19 protein-coding genes are annotated in these 21,718 nt (G+C 75.3%); 10 read left to right on the forward strand and 9 right to left on the reverse strand.

The window, feature by feature from the left end; translation table 11 throughout:
* Positions 1-9: 9 nt before the first annotated feature.
* From ACWCHM_RS31135 to ACWCHM_RS31150, 4 genes are all read right to left on the reverse strand, one after another.
* Complete coding sequence (locus ACWCHM_RS31135; RefSeq protein WP_454220970.1) at positions 10-189, reverse strand: hypothetical protein; 180 nt, start codon at positions 187-189, stop codon at positions 10-12.
* Positions 190-316: 127 nt separating this feature from the next.
* Positions 317-949: a TetR/AcrR family transcriptional regulator gene (locus ACWCHM_RS31140; RefSeq protein WP_204957430.1), complete on the reverse strand. Its 633-nt coding sequence runs from the start codon at positions 947-949 to the stop codon at positions 317-319.
* A 104-nt stretch (positions 950-1,053) separates the two neighbouring features.
* Positions 1,054-1,797: a metallophosphoesterase family protein gene (locus tag ACWCHM_RS31145; protein WP_281902273.1), complete on the reverse strand. Its 744-nt coding sequence runs from the start codon at positions 1,795-1,797 to the stop codon at positions 1,054-1,056.
* A gap of 159 nt (positions 1,798-1,956) precedes the next feature.
* Positions 1,957-2,634 (reverse strand): Crp/Fnr family transcriptional regulator, encoded by a 678-nt coding sequence (locus ACWCHM_RS31150; protein WP_067306583.1) that lies wholly within the window; start codon positions 2,632-2,634, stop codon positions 1,957-1,959.
* Between the two features lie 220 nt (positions 2,635-2,854).
* Here ACWCHM_RS31150 and ACWCHM_RS31155 point away from each other — a divergent pair, with 220 nt between their 5' ends.
* From ACWCHM_RS31155 to ACWCHM_RS31180, 6 genes are read left to right on the forward strand one after another with little or no spacing between them, the layout of a single operon-like run.
* Positions 2,855-3,520: an adenosylcobinamide amidohydrolase gene (locus ACWCHM_RS31155; RefSeq protein ID WP_454220973.1), complete on the forward strand. Its 666-nt coding sequence runs from the start codon at positions 2,855-2,857 to the stop codon at positions 3,518-3,520.
* Between the two features lie 57 nt (positions 3,521-3,577).
* On the forward strand, positions 3,578-4,735 hold the full coding sequence (locus ACWCHM_RS31160) for a CapA family protein (protein ID WP_204957433.1): 1,158 nt from the start codon (positions 3,578-3,580) through the stop codon (positions 4,733-4,735).
* Positions 4,736-4,786: 51 nt separating this feature from the next.
* Positions 4,787-5,575: an endonuclease III gene (nth, locus tag ACWCHM_RS31165; protein WP_204957434.1), complete on the forward strand. Its 789-nt coding sequence runs from the start codon at positions 4,787-4,789 to the stop codon at positions 5,573-5,575.
* Positions 5,572-6,270 carry a TlpA family protein disulfide reductase gene (locus ACWCHM_RS31170; RefSeq protein WP_454220975.1) on the forward strand — a complete coding sequence of 233 codons (699 nt, stop codon included), beginning with the start codon at positions 5,572-5,574 and terminating at the stop codon, positions 6,268-6,270. Before nth ends, ACWCHM_RS31170 begins: the two co-directional genes overlap by 4 nt.
* 28 nt (positions 6,271-6,298) lie before the next feature.
* The gene (locus ACWCHM_RS31175) at positions 6,299-6,997 is read left to right on the forward strand and encodes an NUDIX hydrolase (protein WP_204957436.1); all 699 of its coding nucleotides are present in this window, start codon (positions 6,299-6,301) and stop codon (positions 6,995-6,997) included.
* Positions 6,998-7,055: 58 nt separating this feature from the next.
* Entirely contained in the window at positions 7,056-8,234 is a 1,179-nt protein-coding gene (locus ACWCHM_RS31180; protein WP_204957437.1) for a MarP family serine protease, read from the forward strand.
* 51 nt (positions 8,235-8,285) lie between these two features.
* On the opposite strand, the gene ACWCHM_RS31185 is transcribed toward ACWCHM_RS31180, so the two are convergent.
* The 4 genes from ACWCHM_RS31185 to eccCa form a co-directional block, all read right to left on the reverse strand.
* Positions 8,286-9,011, reverse strand: a complete 726-nt coding sequence (locus ACWCHM_RS31185) for a phosphatase PAP2 family protein (protein ID WP_204957438.1) — start codon at positions 9,009-9,011, stop codon at positions 8,286-8,288.
* A 29-nt stretch (positions 9,012-9,040) separates the two neighbouring features.
* A complete protein-coding gene (locus ACWCHM_RS31190; protein WP_454220978.1) occupies positions 9,041-9,829 on the reverse strand; it encodes a phosphatase PAP2 family protein in 789 nt (262 codons plus the stop codon).
* Between the two features lie 41 nt (positions 9,830-9,870).
* Positions 9,871-11,211: a type VII secretion-associated serine protease mycosin gene (gene mycP / locus ACWCHM_RS31195; RefSeq protein ID WP_204957440.1), complete on the reverse strand. Its 1,341-nt coding sequence runs from the start codon at positions 11,209-11,211 to the stop codon at positions 9,871-9,873.
* 75 nt (positions 11,212-11,286) lie between these two features.
* Positions 11,287-15,255: a type VII secretion protein EccCa gene (eccCa, locus tag ACWCHM_RS31200; RefSeq protein ID WP_454220979.1), complete on the reverse strand. Its 3,969-nt coding sequence runs from the start codon at positions 15,253-15,255 to the stop codon at positions 11,287-11,289.
* Between the two features lie 102 nt (positions 15,256-15,357).
* On the opposite strand from eccCa, the gene eccD reads away from it, so the two are divergent.
* The gene (eccD, locus tag ACWCHM_RS31205; RefSeq protein ID WP_454220980.1) at positions 15,358-16,758 is read left to right on the forward strand and encodes a type VII secretion integral membrane protein EccD; all 1,401 of its coding nucleotides are present in this window, start codon (positions 15,358-15,360) and stop codon (positions 16,756-16,758) included.
* Between the two features lie 65 nt (positions 16,759-16,823).
* On the opposite strand, the gene ACWCHM_RS31210 is transcribed toward eccD, so the two are convergent.
* Positions 16,824-17,330, reverse strand: coding sequence for an inorganic diphosphatase (locus ACWCHM_RS31210; protein WP_204927072.1), 507 nt, complete (start codon positions 17,328-17,330; stop codon positions 16,824-16,826).
* 512 nt (positions 17,331-17,842) lie between these two features.
* Between ACWCHM_RS31210 and dacB the strand changes: the two genes are divergently transcribed.
* The 3 genes from dacB (at position 17,843) to tilS (ending at position 21,712) form a co-directional block, all read left to right on the forward strand.
* Positions 17,843-19,351 carry a D-alanyl-D-alanine carboxypeptidase/D-alanyl-D-alanine endopeptidase gene (dacB, locus tag ACWCHM_RS31215; protein ID WP_454220981.1) on the forward strand — a complete coding sequence of 503 codons (1,509 nt, stop codon included), beginning with the start codon at positions 17,843-17,845 and terminating at the stop codon, positions 19,349-19,351.
* A gap of 130 nt (positions 19,352-19,481) precedes the next feature.
* A complete protein-coding gene (locus tag ACWCHM_RS31220; protein ID WP_281902289.1) occupies positions 19,482-20,549 on the forward strand; it encodes a zinc-dependent metalloprotease in 1,068 nt (355 codons plus the stop codon).
* Positions 20,550-20,626: 77 nt separating this feature from the next.
* The gene (gene tilS / locus ACWCHM_RS31225; RefSeq protein ID WP_454220982.1) at positions 20,627-21,712 is read left to right on the forward strand and encodes a tRNA lysidine(34) synthetase TilS; all 1,086 of its coding nucleotides are present in this window, start codon (positions 20,627-20,629) and stop codon (positions 21,710-21,712) included.
* Positions 21,713-21,718: the final 6 nt, after the last annotated feature.

The raw sequence follows: 21,718 nt of genomic DNA on the forward strand, positions 1-21,718 counted from the left end.
GCACCCCGGTCACCGGACGGCCGTCCCGGCTGCGCCCGCGCGGGGCGTGCGGCCGTCCCCCGGCGGGCCGGTGGGGGCCGACGTCATGTCGGGCCACGCGGCGGCGGTCGGGGGCGGCCCGGCGACGGGCGCGTCGGGTTGCCCTGACTCGTCGGTCAGGTCGGCGGGCGGTGCGGTCGGGTCGACCATGGTGCCTCCGGTCGGGTGGGCCGGTGCGTACGGGTCAGGTGCGGTCGTCGGGGTCGGGGTCCGGTGGTGGCGCGGGCGTCGGGTCGTGGGGTCCGGTGTCGGCGGCGGTTGCGCGGCGGTCGTCGGGTCAGGCCGGCCCGTCGTCGCCCGGTGCTGCGGGGGCGAGCAGGGTGGCGAGCTGGTGCTTCCAGGTGCGCAGCAGGGCGGTGCGCCGGACCGAGTCGTCGTTGAGCAGGTTGGCCACGCCGAGCCCACGGAGCAGGTCGAGGGTGGCCTGCACGGCCTCGCGGACGCCGGGGCGGCGCTCGTCCACGTCGAGCAGCGCCACGGTGAGCCGGTGCATCTCCCGGCCCACCCGTGCCTCCAGCGGCACCAGCGCATCGCGCAGCTCCGGGTCGGTACGGGCGGCCACCCACAGCTCCAGTGCGGCCACGAAGAGCGGCCCGGTGAAGGCGACCCCGAGCAGGTCGACCACCCGGTCGAGGCGTTGCGGCCCGACCGGCAGTGCCTCGGCCTCGGCGCGTAGCTCCTCGGCACGCCGCTCGGCGAGGTGGGCGACGGCGGCGGTGACCAGGGCCGCCTTGGTGGGGTAGTGGTGCAGTTGAGCGCCCCGGGAGACGCCGGCGTGGGCGGCGACCACGGTGGTGGTGGTGCCCGACCAGCCGTACCGAACCAGGCAGTCGACGGTCGCCTCCAGCAGCCGGGCCCGGGTGGCGCGGCTGCGTTCCTGCTGGGGGACGCGGGTCGACGGGGTGGACACGGGAACAGCGTGCCGCCGCCGAAACAAACAGTCAAGCCTGACTTTTTTCGGCTCCGGATGACCCCGGCCGGGCCCGCTGGTCCGGCCCGGTGCCGGGTGGCCGGTCAGCGGCCGTCGCGTGGGGCGAAGGCGGTGAGCGCGTCGAGGTCGCTGTGCCGGGAACGCAGGTACTCGTCCGCCCAGGCGGCGGCGTCCGGATAGGTCGATTCGGCGGCGACCCGGGCGCAGGCCGCGTCGACGTCGAACGGCGTACGCCGCAGCTGCACCCCCGGGCCGAGCAGCGCCCAGTACGCCCCCGGCCCGCCGTACGGCATGCCCACGCTGCCCGGATTGACCACCAGGCGGCGGTCGACCAGCCGGGTGAACGGCATGTGGGTGTGCCCGCAGACCACGGTGCGCACCGACGCGGGCAGCCCGGCGAACACCTCGGCCCAGCGGGCGGGTCGGGAGTCGACCAGTACCACCTCCTCGTCGTCGCGGGGCGTGGCGTGGCAGAAGAGCACCGGGCCGAGACCGGCGACCGGAAGGGTGAACGTCAGCGGCAGCGCGCCCAGCAGGGCCACCTGGTCGGCCCGGAGCTGGTCGGCCGCCCAGTTCGAGACGTCGTGCTCCGACGGCCGGCCGGCGCGGGCCTGCACCAGCTCCCGGTCGGCGTTGCCGCGCACCCAGCGGACCCGGTCACCCAGCCCGGTCAGCAGGTCCAACACCTCGACCGGCTGCGGGCCGGCCGCCACGTCACCGGTGACCACGACCAGGTCGGCGGCGGCCACCTCCGGCTCGGCCAGGACCGCCTCCAGCGCGGGCAACGCGCCGTGGACGTCGGAGAGCACCGCTACCCGTTCCAGCACCGGTCCAGGGTTGCGCCCGGCGGAGCGGGTTGTCGAGCGATTCTGCGCCGGGCAGAGCGGGCCGTCGCCGACCGGGGCGGGCGGAACCGGGCCGGCATGCCGACGAGCCAGGGCCGCCGGTGGGGGCGGCCCTGGCTCGGGGTGCGTACGCGGTGCCGGTCAGACCCGGGCGCGGCGGGCGAGACGCTCCGGGTCGAGGATGATGATGCTCTTGCCGTCCAGCCGCAGCCAGCCCCGCGAGGCGAAGTCGGCGAGCGCCTTGTTGACCGTCTCCCGGGAGGCGCCGACGAGCTGGGCGATCTCCTCCTGGGTCAGGTCGTGGGTCACCCGCAGCACGCCGCCGTCGCGGGTGCCGAACCGGCCGGCCATCTGGAGCAGGTTCTTGGCGACCCGGCCCGGCACGTCGGTGAAGATCAGGTCGGCCAGCGAGTCGTTCGTCCGGCGCAGCCTGCGGGCGAGCACCCGCAGCAGCTGCTCGGCGATCTCGGGCCGGTTGTTCAGCCAGGGCCGCAGCGCCTGCTTGCGCAGCCGGACCAGGCGGGTGTCGGTGACCGCGGTGGCGGTGGCCGTACGCGGGCCGGGGTCGAAGAGCGACAGCTCACCGACCATGTCCGACGGGCCCATCACCGCGATCAGGTTCTGCCGGCCGTCGGCTGCCCGCCGCCCGACCTTGATCTTGCCTGACAGGAGGATGTAGAGACTGTCGCCGGGCTCGCCCTCGTTGAACACGATCTCGCCCTTACGGACGTCGATCGTCTCCATCTCCTTGGCGAGCGCCTCGGCAGCCTCCGGGTCGACACCCTGGAAGATCCCGCTGCGGGCCAGTACCTCGTCCATCGCGCACCTCCGGTTGCGCGTTGCCGTCCCTCGGCCGGGTCCGCCGTCCGCTGATCCCTCGCGCGCCGCCAAGTCTAGGCGCACGTGAGGACGAATCAGAGCTGCACCCCTGGAATCTTGATCGTTGGGCGTAACCTCACCGACCCGATCGGGCACTATGATCGTCCGCCCGAACCACCTGGTCACCGGCGTTCACCACCCCCGGTCGTAGGGTGTCCGGGTGCTGAGCGACCCGGTGCTGACCCACCGCCACGAGGACGGGTGGGACATTCCGGTGCTCGTCTGGCGGGCCCGCGTCCCGCTAAGGGCGGTCAGCTCCGGCCCGCTCGGTGGCGGCGTCGGCCCGCGCAACTGGGTGCTCAACGCGACCGTGCCGATGTCGTACCACCGGGACGACCCGGCGGCCCACCTGGCCGCGCTCGCCGCCCGGTTCGACCTCGACGGACCCGGGGTCGGCCTGCTCACCGGCGTCGACGTCGCCGAGGTGGTGACCCGCACCGACACCGGGGTCCGGGCCTGGGTCACCGTCGGCCTCGGCACCCCCCTGTGGGCCGCCGCCCCCGACCCCGCCCACGCCCCGGCGCAGCGGGTGGGCACGGTCAACATCGTGGTGTACGTGCCGGCGGCGCTCGGCGACGCGGCGCTGGTGAACGCGGTCGCCACCGCCACCGAGGCCAAGTGCCAGGCGATCGGGGAGTTGGGCCTGCCGGGCACCGGCACGCCCACCGACGCGGTCACCGTGCTCTGCCCGGCGGGCGACCCGGCCGAGCCCTACGGCGGCCCCCGGTCGACCTGGGGCGGGCCGCTCGCCCGCGCCGTCCACGCGGCCGTGCGGGACGGCGGCGCGGCGCCCTGCGTGCCGTGGTCGCAGCGGCGGACGGGCTGAACTTCCGTCCGATCGGCCCGTCGTCGGTCGATTCGCCACCCGGTAGCGTCGCGGGCGATGTACTCTGCCGCCTTCCTCCAGCCCCGTCCCCGTCGCCGCGCCGCGCTCGCCTGTGGCGCGCTGTTCGCCGTGCTCCTCGCCGGCTGCGGCCAGTCGTCCGACACCCCGGCCCCGGTCTGGCGACCGGGCGGCGGCGGTGGCGCCACCGGTTCCCCGGTGCCGACCACCGGGGCGGCCGACAAGGACGGGTCGGTCACCCTGTCGGCCACCGGGGACATCGTGATGGGGATGGCCCCGTCCCGGCTGCCCGCCAACGGCGGCAAGGGCTTCTTCGACGAGGTCAAGGGCGCGCTCAAGGCCGACCTGGTGATGGGCAACCTGGAGGAGCCGCTCACCACCGACACCGGCACCGGCAAGTGCGGCGCGAACGCCAGCAACTGCTACCAGTTCCGGGTCCCGCCGGAGTACGCCGGGCACCTCAAGGACGCCGGGTTCCAGCTGCTCAACCAGGCCAACAACCACGGCTACGACTTCGGCCCGCAGGGCTATGAGAACACCCAGCAGGCGTTGGAGCAGCACGGCCTCAAGCACACCGGCGCACCCGACCAGATCACCGTGGTCGAGGTCGGCGGGGTGAAGGTCGCGGTGGCCGGCTTCTCGTCGTACCCGTGGTCGAACAGCCTGGTCGACATCGACGCCGCCACGGAGGTGGTCGAGAAGGCCGCCACCATGGCCGACCTGGTCGTGGTGCAGGTGCACATGGGGGCCGAGGGGTCGGACAAGACCCGGGTCCGGCCCGGCACCGAAATGTTCCTCGGCGAGAACCGGGGGGACCCGGTGAAGTTCTCCCACGCCATGATCGACGCCGGGGCCGACCTGATCGTCGGTCACGGCCCGCACGTGCTGCGCGGGATGGAGTTCTACCAGGGCCGGCTGATCGCGTACAGCCTGGGCAACTTCGCCGGCGGCGCCCGGTCGCTCAACCCGACCGGCCGGCTCGGCTGGGGCGGGGTGCTGAAGGTCTCCCTCAAGCCCGACGGCAGCTTCGCCGGTGGCTCGTTCACCTCCACCCGGATGAGTTCGGTGGGCAAGCCAGGGCTGGACCCCGCCGGGCAGGGCCTCGGCCTGGTCAAGCAGCTCAGCACCAACGACTTCCCGCGTACCGCCGCCCGGTTCGACGGCAAGGGGAAGATCAGCCCGCCCGACGCCGGCTGACCGGGGGCGTGCTCCGGCGGCCCGTCGGGGCGGCGACGTAGGCTGGCCGGCGTGACCATCAGCTCTCCCGGCCGGGTCGAGACGGATCTCGGCCGTACCCGGCGTGCCCGGCGGATCGGCCGGGCGCTGACCGAGGCGCACCCGGACGCCCACTGCGAACTGGACCACACCACCGCGCTGGAGCTGGCCGTCGCCACGATCCTCTCCGCGCAGTGCACCGACAAGAAGGTCAACGAGGTCACCCCGAAGCTGTTCGCCCGTTACCCGACGGCGGCCGACTACGCCGGGGCCGACCGGGGCGAGCTGGAGGAGCTGATCCGGCCGACCGGGTTCTACCGCAACAAGACCGACTCGCTGATCAAGCTGGGGCAGGTCCTGACCGAGCGGTACGACGGCCGGGTCCCCGGCCGGCTGGCCGACCTGGTGACGTTGCCCGGGATCGGCCGCAAGACGGCGAACGTGATCCTCGGCAACGCCTTCGACGTACCGGGGATCACCGTCGACACCCACTTCCAGCGGCTGGTGCAGCGCTGGGGGCTGACCATCCAGACCGACCCCGTCAAGATCGAACACGAGATCGGGGCGATGTTCCCCAAGCGGGAGTGGACCATGCTCTCCCACCGGATCATCTTCCACGGCCGACGGGTCTGCCACGCCCGCAAACCCGCCTGCGGGGCGTGCACCCTGACCCGGCTCTGCCCGTCGTACGGGCTCGGGCCGACCGAGCCGGCCGCCGCCGCCAAGCTGCTCAAGGGGCCCCGCGCCCGGGAGCTCGCGGTCGCCGCCGGGGTCGACCCGGAGCTGGTGCCCGCGCAGGCCGCCGTTGCGGAGGCGCCGTGAAACCCCGGCTCGCCGCGCTGCTCGTCCCGGTGCTGCTGGTGCTCGCCGGCTGCACCGCCACCACCGGCCAGGAGGGCTCCGCCGCCGGCCCCACCCGCGCCGCGCGCCCCTCGCCGTTCGCCGACTGTGCCACCCTGACCGCCCCGACCGGCACCACCGCCGCCCCGTCCGGGTCCGCCGCCCGGTCCGGCCCGGCCGCCCCCACCGGGTCCGCCGGTGCCGGCGACGGCAGCGGTACGGCCGGCAGCCCGGCTGCGGCCGACGGCGGCGGCAGCCCCCTGCCCGAACTGGTGCTCTCCTGTTTCACCGGTGGTGCCCCGGTGGCGCTGCGTGACATCCACGGCCCGGCCGTGATCAACGTGTGGGCCTCCTGGTGCCCGCCCTGCCGCAAGGAACTGCCGGCCTTCCAACGGCTCAGCGTCCGCGCCGCCGGCCAGCTCCAGGTGATCGGGGTGAACAGCCGGGACAGCCGGGACGGCGCACAGGCTGTCGGCGAGGACTTCGGCATCCGTTTCCCGGTCCTGTTCGACCAGGGGGAGGCCCTGCAACGGGAGCTGCGCCGCACGGCGGTGCCGCTGACCCTGCTGGTGGACGCGAAGGGGCGGATCGCCCACACCGACACCTCCGGCGCGCTCGACGACGCCCGCCTCGCCGACCTGGTCCACCGGCACCTCGGCCTGGCGGTGCCCGCGTGAGACCGACCGCCGGTGCCGGGCCGGTCCGATGAACCGCCGTCCACCGTCCTGGTTCGATCCGCTGCTCGGCCGGCTCGGCACCGCCCGGGCCGAGGACTTCACCCGGCTGACCACCCCCGAGCAGGGCGGCCGGGAGAGCGCGGTGCTGGTGCTGCTCGGCGAGGAGCCCGGCGTCGGCCCCGACGTGCTGGTCCTCCAGCGGGCCGCCACCCTGCGCAACCACGCCGGCCAGCCGGCCTTCCCCGGTGGCGCGGCCGACCCGGGGGACGCCGACGCCCGGGCCACCGCATTGCGTGAGGCCAACGAGGAGGTCGACCTCGACCCGGCCAGCGTGACCGTCCTCGCCGAACTGCCGAGGCTCTGGATTCCGGTCAGCGAGTTCGTGGTCACTCCGGTCCTGGCCTGGTGGCACAGCCCGCACCCGGTGCACCCCCGGGAACCGGCCGAGGTGGCGCACGTCGCCCGGCTGCCCGTCGCCGAACTGGTCGACCCGGCCAACCGGATGCGGGTCCGCCACCCCAGCGGCTGGACCGGCCCGGCGTTCTCCGTCCGGGGGATGCTGGTCTGGGGCTTCACCGCCGGGGTGCTCGCCGCGCTGCTGGAGATGGCCGGGTGGGCCCGTCCGTGGCCCCGGTCGCGGGTGGTCGAACTACCGCCGTCCGGTGCCACCCCGGCCCCCTCCGCCGGCACCGACAGGGCCGACGAACTGGCCGGTCCGCTGACCTGATCATTACGTTCCGCAGCCGCAGCGCCGTACGGGTGTCCGGTGCACGTACCCTTGACCGGTGTCGGCCGTGGATCTCGTTCTGCTCCTGCTCATGCTCGTGTTCGCGATCAGCGGATACCGTCAGGGCTTCGTCATCGGGGCGCTGTCGTTCTCCGGGTTCTTCCTGGGCGCGCTCATCGGACTCCAGGTCGGGCCGATGCTCGCCCGCCAGTTCATCGACAGCGGGACGCGGGTGCTGGTCTCCCTGGTCGCCGTCTTCGGGCTCGCCGTCCTCGGCCAGGCGCTGGCCGGCTGGCTCGGCTCCCACCTGCGCCGCACGATCACCAACGACGTCGCCAGGCGGGCCGACGACATCGGCGGCGCGTTCGTCTCGATCCTCGCGGTGATGCTGGTGGCCTGGCTGGTCGCCGTGCCGCTGGGTTCCTCGTCGCTGCCCTGGCTGGCCGCCTCGGTCAAGAACAGCGCCTTGCTGACCGTGGTGGACCGGGTCCTGCCCGACCAGGCCCAGGAGTTGTCCACGGCGCTGCGCGACACCGTCGACACCAACGGTTTCCCCGACGTCTTCAACGGGCTGGGCCGCACCTCGGCCCGGCAGGTCGCCCCGCCGGACCCGGCGCTCGCCGGTTCGCAGGTGGTGGCGAACAGCCAGCGGGCGGTGGTGAAGGTGCTCGGGTCCGCGCCGAGCTGCTCGCGCCGGATCGAGGGTTCCGGCTTCGTCTACGCCGACGACCGGGTGATGACCAACGCGCACGTCGTCGCGGGCACCCGCTCCGTCGCGGTCGAGCTGCGCGGCGAACGGTACGACGGGGTGGTCGTCGTCTACGACCCGGACCGCGACCTCGCCGTGCTGCACGTGCCGGGGCTGCCCGGTCCGTCCCTGCGCTTCGCCGCCGGGCAGGCCGGCAGCGGGGCGGACGCGATCGTGCTGGGCTTCCCGCTCGACGGCCCGTACGACGCCCGCCCGGCCCGCATCCGCGACGTCGACCGGATCGAGGGCCCGGACATCTACAACGCCAGCAAGGTCAACCGGGAGATCTACACCATCCGGGCGCTGGTCCGCAGCGGGAACTCCGGCGGGCCGCTGGTCTCCTCCAACGGGCTGGTGCTCGGGGTGATCTTCGCGGCGGCGGCGGACGACCCGAACACCGGCTTCGCGGTGACCGCCGAGGAGGCCCGGCCGGTGGCGCTGGCCGGCGCGGAGCGTACCCGGGGAGTGGGCACCGGCGACTGCACCTGAGCCCCCGGACGTGGCTGGACCGGCCGGGGCCGGGGCGTCGTCGCCGGGTGGTCAGCCGCCGGCCGGCGCGGTGGCCGGGGCGTCACCACCGGCCGGGGTGAGGCCGGGCAGCTTGGCCCGACCCCAGGTCAGCGACCTGTCGAGCACCGCCCGCGCCATGATCGCCACGCAGGTGCCGCCGTTGACGAAGGACGCCACCACGTCGCTCGGATGGTGCATCCCCCGGTACATCCGGGTCACCGCCACCCCGACCGGGACCAGCACCAGCAGCGTCCACCAGGTCACCTTGCCGGCGGTGCTCCGGGCCCGCAGCGCCAGCAGCAGCGCGATGCCGACATAGAGGGCGACCGACGCCGAGGTGTGGCCGGACGGGAAACTCGACGTCGGCGGCGAGACGTCCATGTGCTCCACCGCCGGCCGACGCCGGTCGATGGCCAGCGTGGTGAGCAGGAAGACCAGCGCCTGGGCGCTCACCGCCGCGCACAGGAACAGCGGCTCCCGCCAGCGGTGCAGCACCAGCCGGAGCACCAGCGCCACCAGCACGGTGACCACGACGATCAGCTGGGTGCTGGCCAGCGTGCTGAACACCAGTGAGACGTCGTTCCACCCCCCGGTCCGGTCGGCCGCCAGTTCGCGGTTGACCGCGTCCTCCACGGTGAACGGCCAGACGTCGTCGAGGACCCGGGTCACCAGCAGCCCGAGCAGGACCATGAACGAGAGCAGCAGGGCGACCGGAACGAGCACCCGCTTGGCGACCTGCGCAGCGATGGTGGACATGGCCGCCCAGTACCCGGAGCGCGGGGCCGCTACGCGTGCGGGTCGGTCTGCTCCGGCGCGACCCCGTCGACCGTGGCCCGGCCGTCGGGCAGCCCGACCCGCTCCCGCCAGGTACGGAACGCCGCCGCGGTGGCCGCCACCACCGCCACCCCGAGCAGGCAGCCGCCGAGCACGTCACTGACCCAGTGCACACCCAGCGCCACCCGGCTCAGACAGGTCACCCCGACGAGCAGCACGGCTACCGTCCACAGCGCCACCCGGACCGCCGGACGACCCCTGGCGAACGGCAGGAACACCAGCAGCAGCACCCCCGCCGCGAGGGTCGCGTTCAGCGCGTGCCCGGACGGGAAGGAGAACCCGGCGGCCCGCGCCACCGGATCGAGCAGCTCCGGGCGGTCCCGGCCGACGAGCAGCTTCAGCACCGCCCCCAACGCCCCGCCGACGGCCATCGTGGTGACCACCCAGAGCGCCAGCCGGCGGGCCCCGCGACGCCACAGCCACACCACCACGACCAGCGCGGCCACCCGCAGCGGTCCCGGCGAGGCCAGGTGCGTCCACGCCGTCATCGCCCGCACCCACAGCGGATGGTCGGCGGCGAACCGGTGCAGGGCGTCGGTGACCGCCGCGTCCAGGTCGTGCAGCGGTGGCCAGGCCCCGACCACCAGCACCGCCAGCAGCGCGAACGGCACCAGCACCAGGAACGCCGCCGCCGACGCCAGGGTCAGCCGCAACCCGAGCGAACGGTCCCGGTCCAGGCGGCGGTCCCGCCAGGACCGGGCCGACGGGGACACGGAGGTACGCGGACCGGAGGAACTCATGCGCCCTGCTCTACCCACCCGAACCCGCGCTCAGGCCCGGTTCAACGACTCCGCAGCCGGAACCGACGGACCATCATCGCGACCCCGGTGACCAGTGCGGCCACGACCGCGACACCCGTCCACAGCCGACGGGGGGCGTCCTCGCCGGCGGCACCGGCCGGCTGCGCCGTCCACCGGGTCTGCTGGCGGGGCGCGGCGAACCCGAGCGGGTCGCTGCCGGTGCCACCGGCGCGGGCGTCGTCGGCGGAACCGGGCGCCGGCCCGAACCCGACCACCCCGGGGGAGTCGTTGTCGTCCAGCGGGTTGTAGCCGATCAGCGGCACGTCGGCGGTGAGCGCGGCCACCGGGTCGACCCGGCCGTACCCGAAACGGTCGTCCCGGCCGACGGGGCCGATGTCCTTCGCGGTGCTCAGCAGCCGGTTCACCACGTCCCCGGCGGACATCTGCGGGTAGCGGGCGCGAACCAGGGCGGCGGTCGCCGTGACCAGCGGCGCGGCGAAACTGGTGCCCTGCACGCCCCAGTAGTTGCTCGGCGGGCGGGCCCCGACCAGACCGGTCGCCGGAGCGGTCAACGTGGTGGCGTGACCGGTGATCGAACCGGACCAGAGGTTCTCGCTGTCGCGTTCCAGACCGGCCACCGCGATCACCCCCGGCTCCCGCGCCGGGTACCAGACCTGCGAGGTGGTGGACGTGGCGACGTTGCCGGTGCAGGCGACCACCACCACGTCCCGGGCGAACGCGTAGTCCAGCGCGGCGGCCAGGGCCGGGCTGTCGCCGCTGCCGCCCAGGGAAAGGTTGATCACCCGGGCGCCGTTGTCGACCGCCCAGCGCACACCCTTGGCGACAATCATCGCGTCGTCGTAGCGGTTCTCGTCGTCGAGCACCCGGACAGGCAGGATGCGGGCGTCCGGCGCGAGCCCGACCACCCCCCGCCGGTCGTCGCCCCGCCCGGCGATCAGGCTGGCCACCGTGGTGCCGTGCCCCACCGGGTCCGGCTCGTCACCGCCGCCGGGGGAGACCAGGTCCATGCCGGGCAGCACCTGGCCGACCAGGTCGGGATGGTTGCCGTCCACCCCGGAGTCGATCACCGCCACCGTGACGCCCCGCCCGGTCGAGGTACGCCAGGCGGTCGCCGCGTTCAACTCGTCGAGCTGGAACTGGTCGTCGCGGACCCGGTCGGCGCGCGCCTGCACCGGGGCGAAGTCGGGCTCGGCCCGTGCCCCGACCAGGGTGGACGACGGCAGAGGCGCAGCGGACGCGGGCGGCGGGGCCGTGCCGAGCACGGTGACGGTGGTCGCCGCGACACCGAGCAGCGCCCGCCCGGCGAACCGGTGCAGCGCCGTCGGAGAGCCCTGCCGAACCCTGGTCACATCGTCAGCCATTCATCACGTGGGACACATGCTGCTCGGAGATTACCGGTTCCGGCTGCCGACACGGCACGTTCCGGCACACCCGGATCACGGTGGCGGAAGATGTGCCAGCTGAACGAGGCGGACCCCCTCGCGCCGGGTGACCAGCCGACCACGCCCCGCCGGCAGCGGACCGGGACGGACCGCGCCGACCAGCTGCCCCTCGTCGGGGCTGCCGCTCATCACCAGACCGGCGGTGGACAGCTCCCGCAACCGCTGCACGACCGGCTCGTACTGGGACCGGCCCGCGCCACCGCAGCGGCGGGCCAGCACCAGGTGCAGGCCGACGTCCCGGGCCTGGGGCAGGTGCTCCTCCAGCCCGCGCAGCGGGTTCGCCGGGCCGCTGGCCACCAGGTCGTAGTCGTCGACCAGGATGAACAACTCCGGGCCGGACCACCAGGAACGGTCCCGCAACTGCGCCGGGGTGACCTCCGGGCCGGGCAGCCGCCCGCGCATGTAACCGGCGACCGACTCGATCAGCTCGGTGGTGTGCGCCGCCGCCGTGCCGTACCCGATCAGGTGGTCGGTCTCGACCGTGCCGAGCAGGCTCCGCCGGTAGTCGACCAGGATCACCCGGGCCTGCTCCGGGGTGAACCGGGTGACGATCGAGGTGGCCAGCGCCCGCAGGAACGACGACTTGCCGCACTCGGCATCGCCGAAGACCACGAAGTGCGGCTCGGTGGCGAAGTCGAGCAGCACCGGCCGCAGGTCCGCCTCGGCGATCCCGACCGGGAACGCCAGGCCGGTGCCGGTCGAGGTGTCCAGGTCGGCGTACGGCAGCACCGGCGGGAGCAACCGCACCCGGGGCGCGACCGGCCCCGACCAGGCACCCGCCACCGCCTTCACCAGATCCGCGGTGTCCCCGCCGGTGAGCTGCGGCAGGGCGGTGAGGAAGTGCAGGCTCTGCGCGGTGATCCCCCGCCCCGCCTGCTCCGGCACGCCGGCCGCCGCCACCCGCTTCACCACCGAGTCGGACGGGTCACCCAGGCGCAGCTCCAACCGGGACCCGAACAGGTCCCGGATGCCGGGCCGGAAATCCAGCCAGCGCACCGCGCTCGCCACGACGTGCACCCCGTAGGACAGGCCCCGGGTGGCCAGGTCGGTGATCAGGGGTTCCAGGTCGTCGTACTCGCCGCGTAGGGTGGCCCAGCCGTCGACGACGAGGAACACGTCACCGAACGGGTCGACAGGGGGCTGACCGGCGGCGGCCAGCTCCCGCCGCCGCTTGCGCCACGCCGCCATCGACTCCACACCCAGCTCGGTGAAGCGGCGTTCCCGTTCGGCGAGCAACGTGGCGACCTCCCCGACCGTCCGCCGGACCACGGTCGGGTCGGCCCGGCCGGCGACCCCGCCCACGTGCGGCAGTTCCCGCAGCGCGGTCAACCCGCCGCCGCCGAAGTCCAGGCAGTAGACCTGCGCCTCGGTCGGGGTGTGGGTGAGCGCCAGCGCGCAGACCAGCGTCCGCAACGCGTGCGACTTGCCGCTCTGCGGCGCGCCGACCACGGCCACGTGCCCGGCGGCCCCGCCCAACGCCAACCACAGCAGGTCGCGGCGCTGCTCGTACGGCTTGTCGACCACCGCCACCGGCACCTGGAGGCCGCCGTGCAGCTCCGGGTTGGCGAAGGTCAGCCCCCGTTCGGGGTCGACGCCGGGCGGGCCGAGCAGCTCGTCGAGGGCCGGTGCCAGGTCCAGCGGCGGTAACCACACCTGGTGGGCCGGCGGCCCCTGCCCGGCCAACCGGCCGACCAGCGTGTCGAGCAGGCTCCCTGACGCCTCCTCGACGACAGGTGGGGTCACCGGGGCGGCCGGTTCGGGCACCGGCACGACATGGGTGGTGAAGGCGAGCAGCCGGGCCGCCCCACCGCCGCCCCCGACCGGACCGCCGTGCCGACGCAGCGGACCGGACACGTACGCGGCCCGGAACCGCACCAACGGGTCGGTGCCGGCGCGCAGGTAGCCGTGCCCGGGGGAGCGGGGCAGCTCGTGCGCGTCAGGCACCCCGAGCACCGTGCGGGACTCCAGCGCCGAGAAGGTCCGCAACCCGATCCGGTACGACAGGTGGGTGTCCAGGCCGCGCAGCCGCCCCTCCTCCAGCCGCTGGCTGGCCAGCAGCAGGTGCACCCCGAGTGACCGGCCCAGCCGGCCGATCTGCACGAACAGGTCGATGAAGTCCGGCTTGGCCGAGAGCAGTTCGGAGAACTCGTCGCAGACCAGCAGCAGCGACGGCAGCGGGGCGAGCGGCGCGCCGGCCGTCCGGGCCCGCTCGTAGTCGCGCAGGCTGGCGAAGTTGCCGGCCCGGCGCAGCAGCTCCTGGCGGCGCATCAGCTCGCCGTTGATGGCGTCCACCATCCGGTCGACCAGCGGTAGCGCGTCGACCAGGTTGGTGATCACGGCGGCGGTGTGCGGCAGCCGGTCGAAGGAGGCGAAGGTGGCCCCGCCCTTGAAGTCGACCAGGACGAAGTTGAGCTGTTCCGAGCTGTGCGTGGCGGCCAACGCCAGGACCAGGGTTCGCAGCAACTCCGACTTGCCGGAACCGGTCGCGCCGATCAGCAGCCCGTGTGGGCCCATCCCGTCCTGCGCCGACTCCTTGAGGTCCAGCTCGACCGCGCCGCCGTCCGGGCCGACCCCGATCGGCACCCGCAGCCGGTCCCGGGGCGACCGGGGCAACCACCCCTGGTCGGCGGTGAACCCCTCCGGGTCGCCCAGCCCGAGCAGCTCGGGGAGGCCGGGCTCGGCCCCGGGGGCGGCCTCGGCGCCCCGGGCGACGGCGGCGAGCCGCAGCGGGGCGAGCCGCCGGGCGACCGCCTCCGCGTCGACCACGTCCAGCCGGTCGGCGGTGCCCACCTCGGCGTGCCCCTCGGCCGACCAGGAGTGCAGCCGGCCGGCGCGGATCTCCAGCAGCAGGGCGAACCGGTCCAGCAGGCGCGGCGGCGGGGTGTCCAGGTCGAGTACGGTGACCGCGTCGATGCCGCCGTCGCCGGTCAGTTCGGTGGCGTCGGTCAGGTCACCGCCGTCGAGGAGCACCACCACGTGCGGGCCGTCGGTGGCCGGCCCGGCCGGGCTGAACCGGGACCGGCTGGCCAGCACGTCGCCGAGGAGCCGTTCCAGGTCGACGGCGGAGCTGGTGACCAGCCGGACGGGACCGAGCGCGTCGACCCTGCTCGGGTGGTGGGCGTGCGGCAGCCACTTCACCCACTCCCAGTGCCGACGCCGTTCCGGGCCGGCGCAGACGGCGACGAGCAGCTCGTCGGGGGCGTGGAAGACGGCGAGCTGGAGGAGCATCGCGCGGGCCAGCGCCTGCGCGTCGGGCGAGCCGGTGCCGACGCTCCGCGCCGCCCCGCCGGGGCCGGCCGGCTGCCCACCCCGGACGAAGACCCGGGCGAAGCTGCGCAGCGACAGCGCCACCGGCAGGTCCGGCACCACCGAGTACGCGTCGAGGAACCGCCGCAGCGCCCCCGCGGTCATCGGTTCCAGCTCCTCCAGCGGTCGGGTGACCGGCGGCACCAGCGGGGTGGCCAACGTCTGCGGACCGACGGCGACCCGCACCACGCCGAAGTCGGGGTCGCCCGGCCGGCGTTCCCAGACCCGGTGACTGTCCACCGTCGACCAGAGCCGGCCCGGGTCGGGATGCCGGTAGTAGAGGCCGGCCCGCTGCTGCCGGGCGGTCTGCCGGACCCGTCGCCGCAGGGTGGTCAGGTGCCGCAGGTACTCCCGGCGGGCGGCCATCATCTCCGACTTCCCCGGGCTGCCGGTGGCACTGCCCCAGGAGGTCATCAGCATCGCCACCGAGGAGAGCCCGAACATCGCGCCCACCACGTACGAGTAGGCGCCGCCGCCCCGGCCGAACATCATCGCCATCGCCACCGTGCCACCGAGCATCGGCAGCACCATCAGCGCCTGCTGCCAGCGTCCGCCGGTGACCACCGGGATCTCGGGCGGACCCGCCACGGGCAGCTCGCCGACCGGGATCTCCGGGGCGGGCCGGCGCGGTGGCCGCTTGATGACGACAGTGGACAAAAGCACCTCCCTGTGGCGCTCGGTAACCCGAACCTGGCTCATCGTAGGTAAAGTGCGCGTCGTCCGTCAGCCGCCGCTCCCGATCGATATGGAGTCCAGTCGATGACCATCGGGCTGGCCAGGGTCACCATCAGCGCGCCCGGGCGACGCGTCGACGTGGCCCTGCCGGAGCAGATCCCCCTGGCCGAGCTGCTGCCCGAGGTGCTCCGGCACGCCGGGGAGGGGCTGGCCGACGACGGCGAACGGCACGGCGGCTGGGTGCTGCGGCGTACCGACGGGGCGGTGCTGGTCACCGCGCAGCCGCTGCTCCCGCAGGGTGTGCGCGACGGCGAGGTGCTGCACCTGGTGCCCGCCCACGACCAGTGGCCCGAACTGGAGTACGACGACGTGGTCGAGGCCATCGCCGACGGCGCGCGCCGCCGGGGTGCGGCCTGGTCGCCGGCGACGACCCGGGCGGCCGTGCTGGCCGGCGCGGCCGTCCCGCTCGCCGTGGGGCTGCTCGCCGTGCTGGCCGCCGGTCCGGGGCAGCCCGCCGCCTGGCCCGCCGCGGTCGCGGTCGCGCTACTGCTCACCCTCGCCGGCACCGCCGCCTCCCGGGCGTACGGCGACGGCCCGACCGGGGCCACCCTCGGCGGCTACGCCCTGCCGTACGCCGCCGCAGCCGGTGCGCTCGCGGTCAGCTCGGGCGACCCGGTGGGGGCGTTCCGGCCACTGCCCTGGCTCGGCGCGCCCGAACTGCTCGCCGGGGCGGTGGCGCTGCTCCTGGCCGCCGTGCTGGGCCTGCTCGGCGTCGCCACCCGGCTGCGGGTCTTCGTGGCCGGCGCGACGGCCGGCACGGTGGGCGCGCTCGCCGGTCTGGGCGGGCTGCTGCTCGACCCGGCCGGCACCGCCGCCGTGCTGCTCTGCGTACTGGTCTTCGTCCTCGGGGCGCTGCCGCTGCTGGCGATCCGGCTGGGCAAGGTGCCGCTGCCGCCGATCACCCTGCCGGCCGGCCCCACGGGTGGCCCGGACGGCGTACGGGACCTGCCGGACCGGGCCCGGGTGCACACGGCGGTGGCCCGCAGCGAGGAGATGCTGACCGGGATGCTGCTGGGGCACGCGGTCGCGGTGGTGGCCGCCGTGCTGGTGCTCGCCGCCGACGGTGGGCCCGCCGGACGGGTGCTGGTGGCCGTCGGCGCGGCGGTTCTGCTGCTGCGGTCCCGGACGTTCGTGGCCGTCCGGCACCGGGTGCCCCCGGTCACGGCCGGGCTGGCCGGGTTCGCGGTGCTCGGGGCGGTGCTCGCCGACCGGCCCGGTGCCCCCGGTCTGCTGGCGTTGAGCGGGGGCGGGCTGGTCGTCGCCCTGCTCGCCGTCGCCGCCGGCACGACGTACGCCCGGCGGCCGGTCTCGCCGTACCTCGGTCGGGTGGCCGACCTGAGCGACACCGCGCTGGTGGTGGCGGTGGTCCCGGTGGCCTGCGCGGTGCTGGACCTCTACGACGCGGCCCGGGGCCTGCTGGGTTGACCGCCGCCGGCCGGGCGACGACGAAGGCCCGGACCGTCAGGCCCGGGCCGCTCGCGGCAAGCCGGTCAGTGCGCGGTGCCGCCCTGCGCCTCGGCGTCGCGGGCCCGCTGGTAGGAGGCCAGCACCTCGGCCTCGGCCTCGACCCGGCCGACCCAGGTCGCGCCCTCGACCGACTTGCCCGGTTCGAGGTCCTTGTAGACCTCGAAGAAGTGCTGGATCTCCAGCCGGTCGAACTCGCCCAGGTGGTGGATGTCGCGCAGGTGCTCCTGACGCGGGTCCTCGTAGGGCACGCAGAGGACCTTGTCGTCGCCGCCCTTCTCGTCGGTCATCCGGAACATGCCGATGGTGCGGCAGCGGATCAGGCAGCCCGGGAAGGTCGGCTCGGGGACCAGCACCAGCGCGTCCAGCGGGTCGCCGTCCTCGCCGAGGGTGCCCTCGATGAAGCCGTAGTCGGCCGGGTACTGGGTCGACGTGAACAGGGTGCGGTCCAGCCGGATCCGGCCCGTCGCGTGGTCCACCTCGTACTTGTTGCGGTGACCCTTCGGGATCTCAACCGTGACGTCGAAATCCATCTCCCACGCTCCCTCGTCTGCCCACGCTGGCTGAACGGAACCACTGACGTCCCCGGTGCGGATGAATGGCCACCCGTCGGCTCCGGACGCCGCATAGTCTTCGGACCGAAGTAGTGTCACCCAGGCGAGTTCGGCGGCGGGAGGAGGGGGTCGTGGGGAGGGAAGATTCACACTACCGCCCGGAGGGGCTTGACGGTCGGGGATCGGGCCGGTCCGTGACCGGCGGTGCCACCGGTCGGGTCTCGGTGCCCGACGCGAACGTCCCCCGTCGCCCCGAGTCGACGCCCGAACCGCCGGTCACCGGTCGGACCGGCGAGCACCCGCCACCGCCGGCCTGGCGTCCGCCGTCGGCAGCCGGTGACCGGCCGGCCGTCGGGTCCGCCCCGGTGTCGCCCCCGTTCCCCCCGTCCGGTGCCGCCCCGGCCGTAGGTTCCGCGTCGGTCGCCGGTTCCGCCCCGGTTGCCGGCTCTTCCCCGCACCGGGGTGCGGCCCCGGTCGTCGGCCGTCCGGACGTGGCGTCGCCCCCTGCGGAGCCGTCGGCCCGTCCCGGTTCCGCGCCGCCCGCCACCGGCGCGTCGCGTCGGCGTCGACGGTGGGTGCCGGTGGTGCTGGTCGTCGTGCTGCTGGCGGGTCTCGCCGGCGCGGCGGCGGTGCTCCGCCCTGGCCCGGTCGCCGGCTGGCTGGGCGCGACGAGCACCCCGTCGCCCTCCGCGCGTCCCCCCGAGCCCGACCCGGTGCCGGTGCTCGCCGGCCCCGACGCCGCCGCACCGGCGCCGACCCCCGCCGGGGTACGCGCCGCAGTCGAGCCGCTGACCGTTTCCGCCGCCCTGGGCAGCCGGGTCAACCTGTCGGTGGCCGACGTGGTCACCGGCGAACCGCTGTACGCCAAGGGCGGCGACGACGCCACCGTGCCCGCCTCGGTCACCAAGCTCGCCACCGGGGTGACCGTGCTCAAGGCGCGGGGTCCCGGCTACCGGATCGCCACCCGGGCGGTGGCCGGGGCGAGTCCGGGCGAGGTGGTGCTGGTCGGTGGCGGCGACCCGACGCTGGCCGTGGACAAAAACGGCTTCTACCCCGGCGCGGCCCGCCTCGACGCGCTCGCGACGCAGGTGAAACAGGCCCTCGGCGGCACCGCGCCGACCCGGGTGGTGGTCGACTCCACGCTCTTCCCCGGCCCGGTCCACGGCCCGGGCTGGGACGCGGACATCCCGACCGGCGGCTTCGGCGCGTCGATCACCGCGCTGATGACCGACGGGGCACGCCGGGACCCGGTGGGGGCGCGGAAGAACTTCGCCGACAGCCACGGTGCGGCCACCCGGTACGCCGAACCGGACCTGGCCGCCGGCCGCTCGTTCGCCCGGCTGCTCGGCCTGCCCGAGGGCGGGGTGGTCCGGGGCACCGCACCGGCGGACGGCGGCGCGACGGCGACCGGCGCGCCCGCGCCCGGCACCGAGTTGGGCAAGGTCGAGTCGCTGCCGATGGTCCGGCTGGTCGACATCATGATCACCGACAGTGACAACGTGATCGCCGAGGCCCTGGCCCGCCAGGTGGCCCTGGCCCGCAACCAGCAGGCGTCCTTCGCCGGTGGCGCGGCGGCGACGGACGAGGTGATCGGCGAGCTGGGACTGCCGGCCGACGAGATCAGCCTCGCCGACGGCAGCGGACTGTCCCGGAGCAACCGGATCAGCCCCTCGCTGCTCACCGACCTGATCGCGGTGGCCGGCAACGGCACCCACCCGGAGTTGACCGCGATCTTCGGCGGCCTGCCGGTGGCCGCCTGGTCGGGCACCCTCGGCGGTCGCTACGAGTCGACGGAGACCGCCGCCGGAGCCGGCGTGGTCCGGGCCAAGACCGGCACCCTGACCGGGGTGCACGCCATCGCCGGCCTGGTCACCACCCGCGACGGCCGGCTGCTCACCTTCGCCGTGCTCACCGACCGGGCCCCGGCGGGCGACCCGGAGGTGACCCGGGCGGCGCTGGACCGGATCGCCGGCGCGCTGGCCGGCTGCGGCTGCCGTTGAGCGACGGCACCCGTCTGCCCCGGGTGGGCGGGGACCGCGCCCCGGCCGGTGGGACGCGTCGGCCCGGCCGCAGGGCGGCCCGGACGCGCGCAACCGGCCGGGGTGTCGCGGCGCGGGTACGGTGGGTGGCATGGCGCAGTTCGTGGACTGGGATCTGGCCGCCGCCACCGCGGGGGCGCTGAGCAAGTCGGGCCCCCGCGTGTCGTACGCGGAGGCGACCGGGGTGGTCGGCGATCTGCGCCGGCTCACCGACGAGGCGGCCGGGCACGTCGCCGACTACACGGGGCTGCGCCCACAGGTCAGCCACCCGCCGGTGCGGGTGGTGGACCGGCGGGACTGGGCGGCCACCAACATCGCCGGCCTGCGTGAGGTGATCACCCCGCTGGTCAGCCGGCTCTCCGGCGACAAGCCGCCAGGCGTGCTCACCGAGGCGGTCGGCTCCCGGCTCACCGGGGTGCAGGCCGGCACCGTGCTGGCGTACCTCTCCGGCCGGGTGCTCGGCCAGTACGAGGTCTTCTCGGCCGATCCGGGGCAGCTGCTGCTGGTCGCGCCGAACATCGTCGAGGTGGAACGCAAGCTCGGGGCCGACCCGCGCGACTTCCGGCTCTGGGTGTGCCTGCACGAGGTCACCCACCGCACCCAGTTCACCGCCGTGCCGTGGATGCGGGCGTACTTCCTGGGTGAGGTGCAGGCGTTCGTGGACGCCTCGCAGGGCACCGAGCACCTGGTCGAGCGGCTGCGCCGGGGGGTGTCCACCCTGTCGGACGCGGTCCGCGACCCGGACAGCCGCACCAGCGTGCTGGACATCGTGCAGACCCCGGCGCAGCGGGCCGTGCTGGACCGGCTCACCGCGCTGATGACCCTGCTGGAGGGGCACGCCGAGTTCGTGATGGACGGCGTCGGCCCGCAGGTCATCCCCAGCGTGGAGCGGATCCGGGCGGGGTTCAACCGCCGCCGCGAGGCGGGCAACCCGCTGGAGAAGGCGATCCGCCGGCTGCTCGGCGTGGACGTCAAGATGCGCCAGTACGCCGAGGGCCGCAAGTTCGTGCACGGCGTGGTCGAGCAGGTCGGCATGCCCGGCTTCAACAAGATCTTCGGTTCGCCGCTGACCCTGCCCCGGCTCGACGAGCTGGGCGACCCGGCCGCCTGGGTGGCCCGGGTGCACGGGCCGGCCGGCGCCACCCCGACCGCCGGCTGACCCCGGTGGCCGGCCGGCCCACCCCCGCCGACCCGGTGGCCGGGCCGCCCCCTGCCGCACCGCCGACCGGGCCCGTCATGAAGGAGGCCGTGGTCGGGCGGCATGGCACCGGTGCCGCCCGCGGGTCGTCCCCCGATCCGGCGGTGGCAGCCGTCCGGGTCGCGGTACGCCGTGCCCTGGCCGGGCTCCCCGTCGACGGGCCGGTGCTGGTGGCGTGCTCGGGCGGGGCGGACTCGCTCGCCCTCGCCGCCGCCACCGCCTTCGTGACGTCCCGGGTCGGCCGACCGGCCGGTCTGGTGACCGTCGACCACGGCTTGCAGGCCGGGTCGGCCGGGCGCGCCGCCGCCGTGGCCGAGTGGGCCGCGAGAGTCGGCTTCGATCCGGTGGAGGCGGTGCCGGTGACGGTGGCCGGTCGTCCCGGTGGCCCCGAGGCCGCCGCCCGGCAGGCCCGCTACCAGGGGCTCTCGAACGCCGCCCGCCGGCACCGGGCCAGCGCCGTCCTGCTCGGACACACCCGCGACGACCAGGCTGAGACGGTGCTGCTGGCGCTCGCCCGGGGGGCCGGCCCGCGCGGGCTGGCCGGGATGCCCGCCCGGCGGGACCTGGCCGGGGTGCCGCTGCTGCGCCCCCTGCTCGACGTCACCCGGGCGCAGACCCGCGACGCGTGCGCGGCGCTCGGCCTGACCCCGTGGCAGGACCCGCACAACACCGATCCGTCGTACGCCCGGGCCCGGGTCCGCGCCGACGCGCTGCCGGCGCTGGTCGCGGCGCTCGGCGACGGGGTGGTGGACAACCTGGCGCGTACGGCCCGACTGCTCGCCGCCGACACCGCCGCCCTGGACGACCTGGCCACCGCCGCCCTCGGCACCCCGCAACCCCGGCCCGACGGGGTGGGGCTCCCCGTGCGCGACGGTGGGGGTCTGTCGGTCGTGGCGCTGGCCGGGTTGCCGGGTGCGGTCCGCAGCCGGGTGCTGCACGCCTGGGCGCGGGAGCTGGGGGCCCCTCCCGGTGCGCTCTCCCACCGGCACGTGGACGCGTTGGACGCGCTGGTCACCGCCTGGCGCGGGCAGGGCCCGACCGCCCTGCCGGGTGGCGTACGCGTCGCGCGTCGGGACGGCCGGCTGCTCCCCGTCGACCTGGGCGGGCCCGCTGCGGTGCGGTAGACAGGG

The organism is Micromonospora sp. SCSIO 07396 (assembly GCF_053667945.1).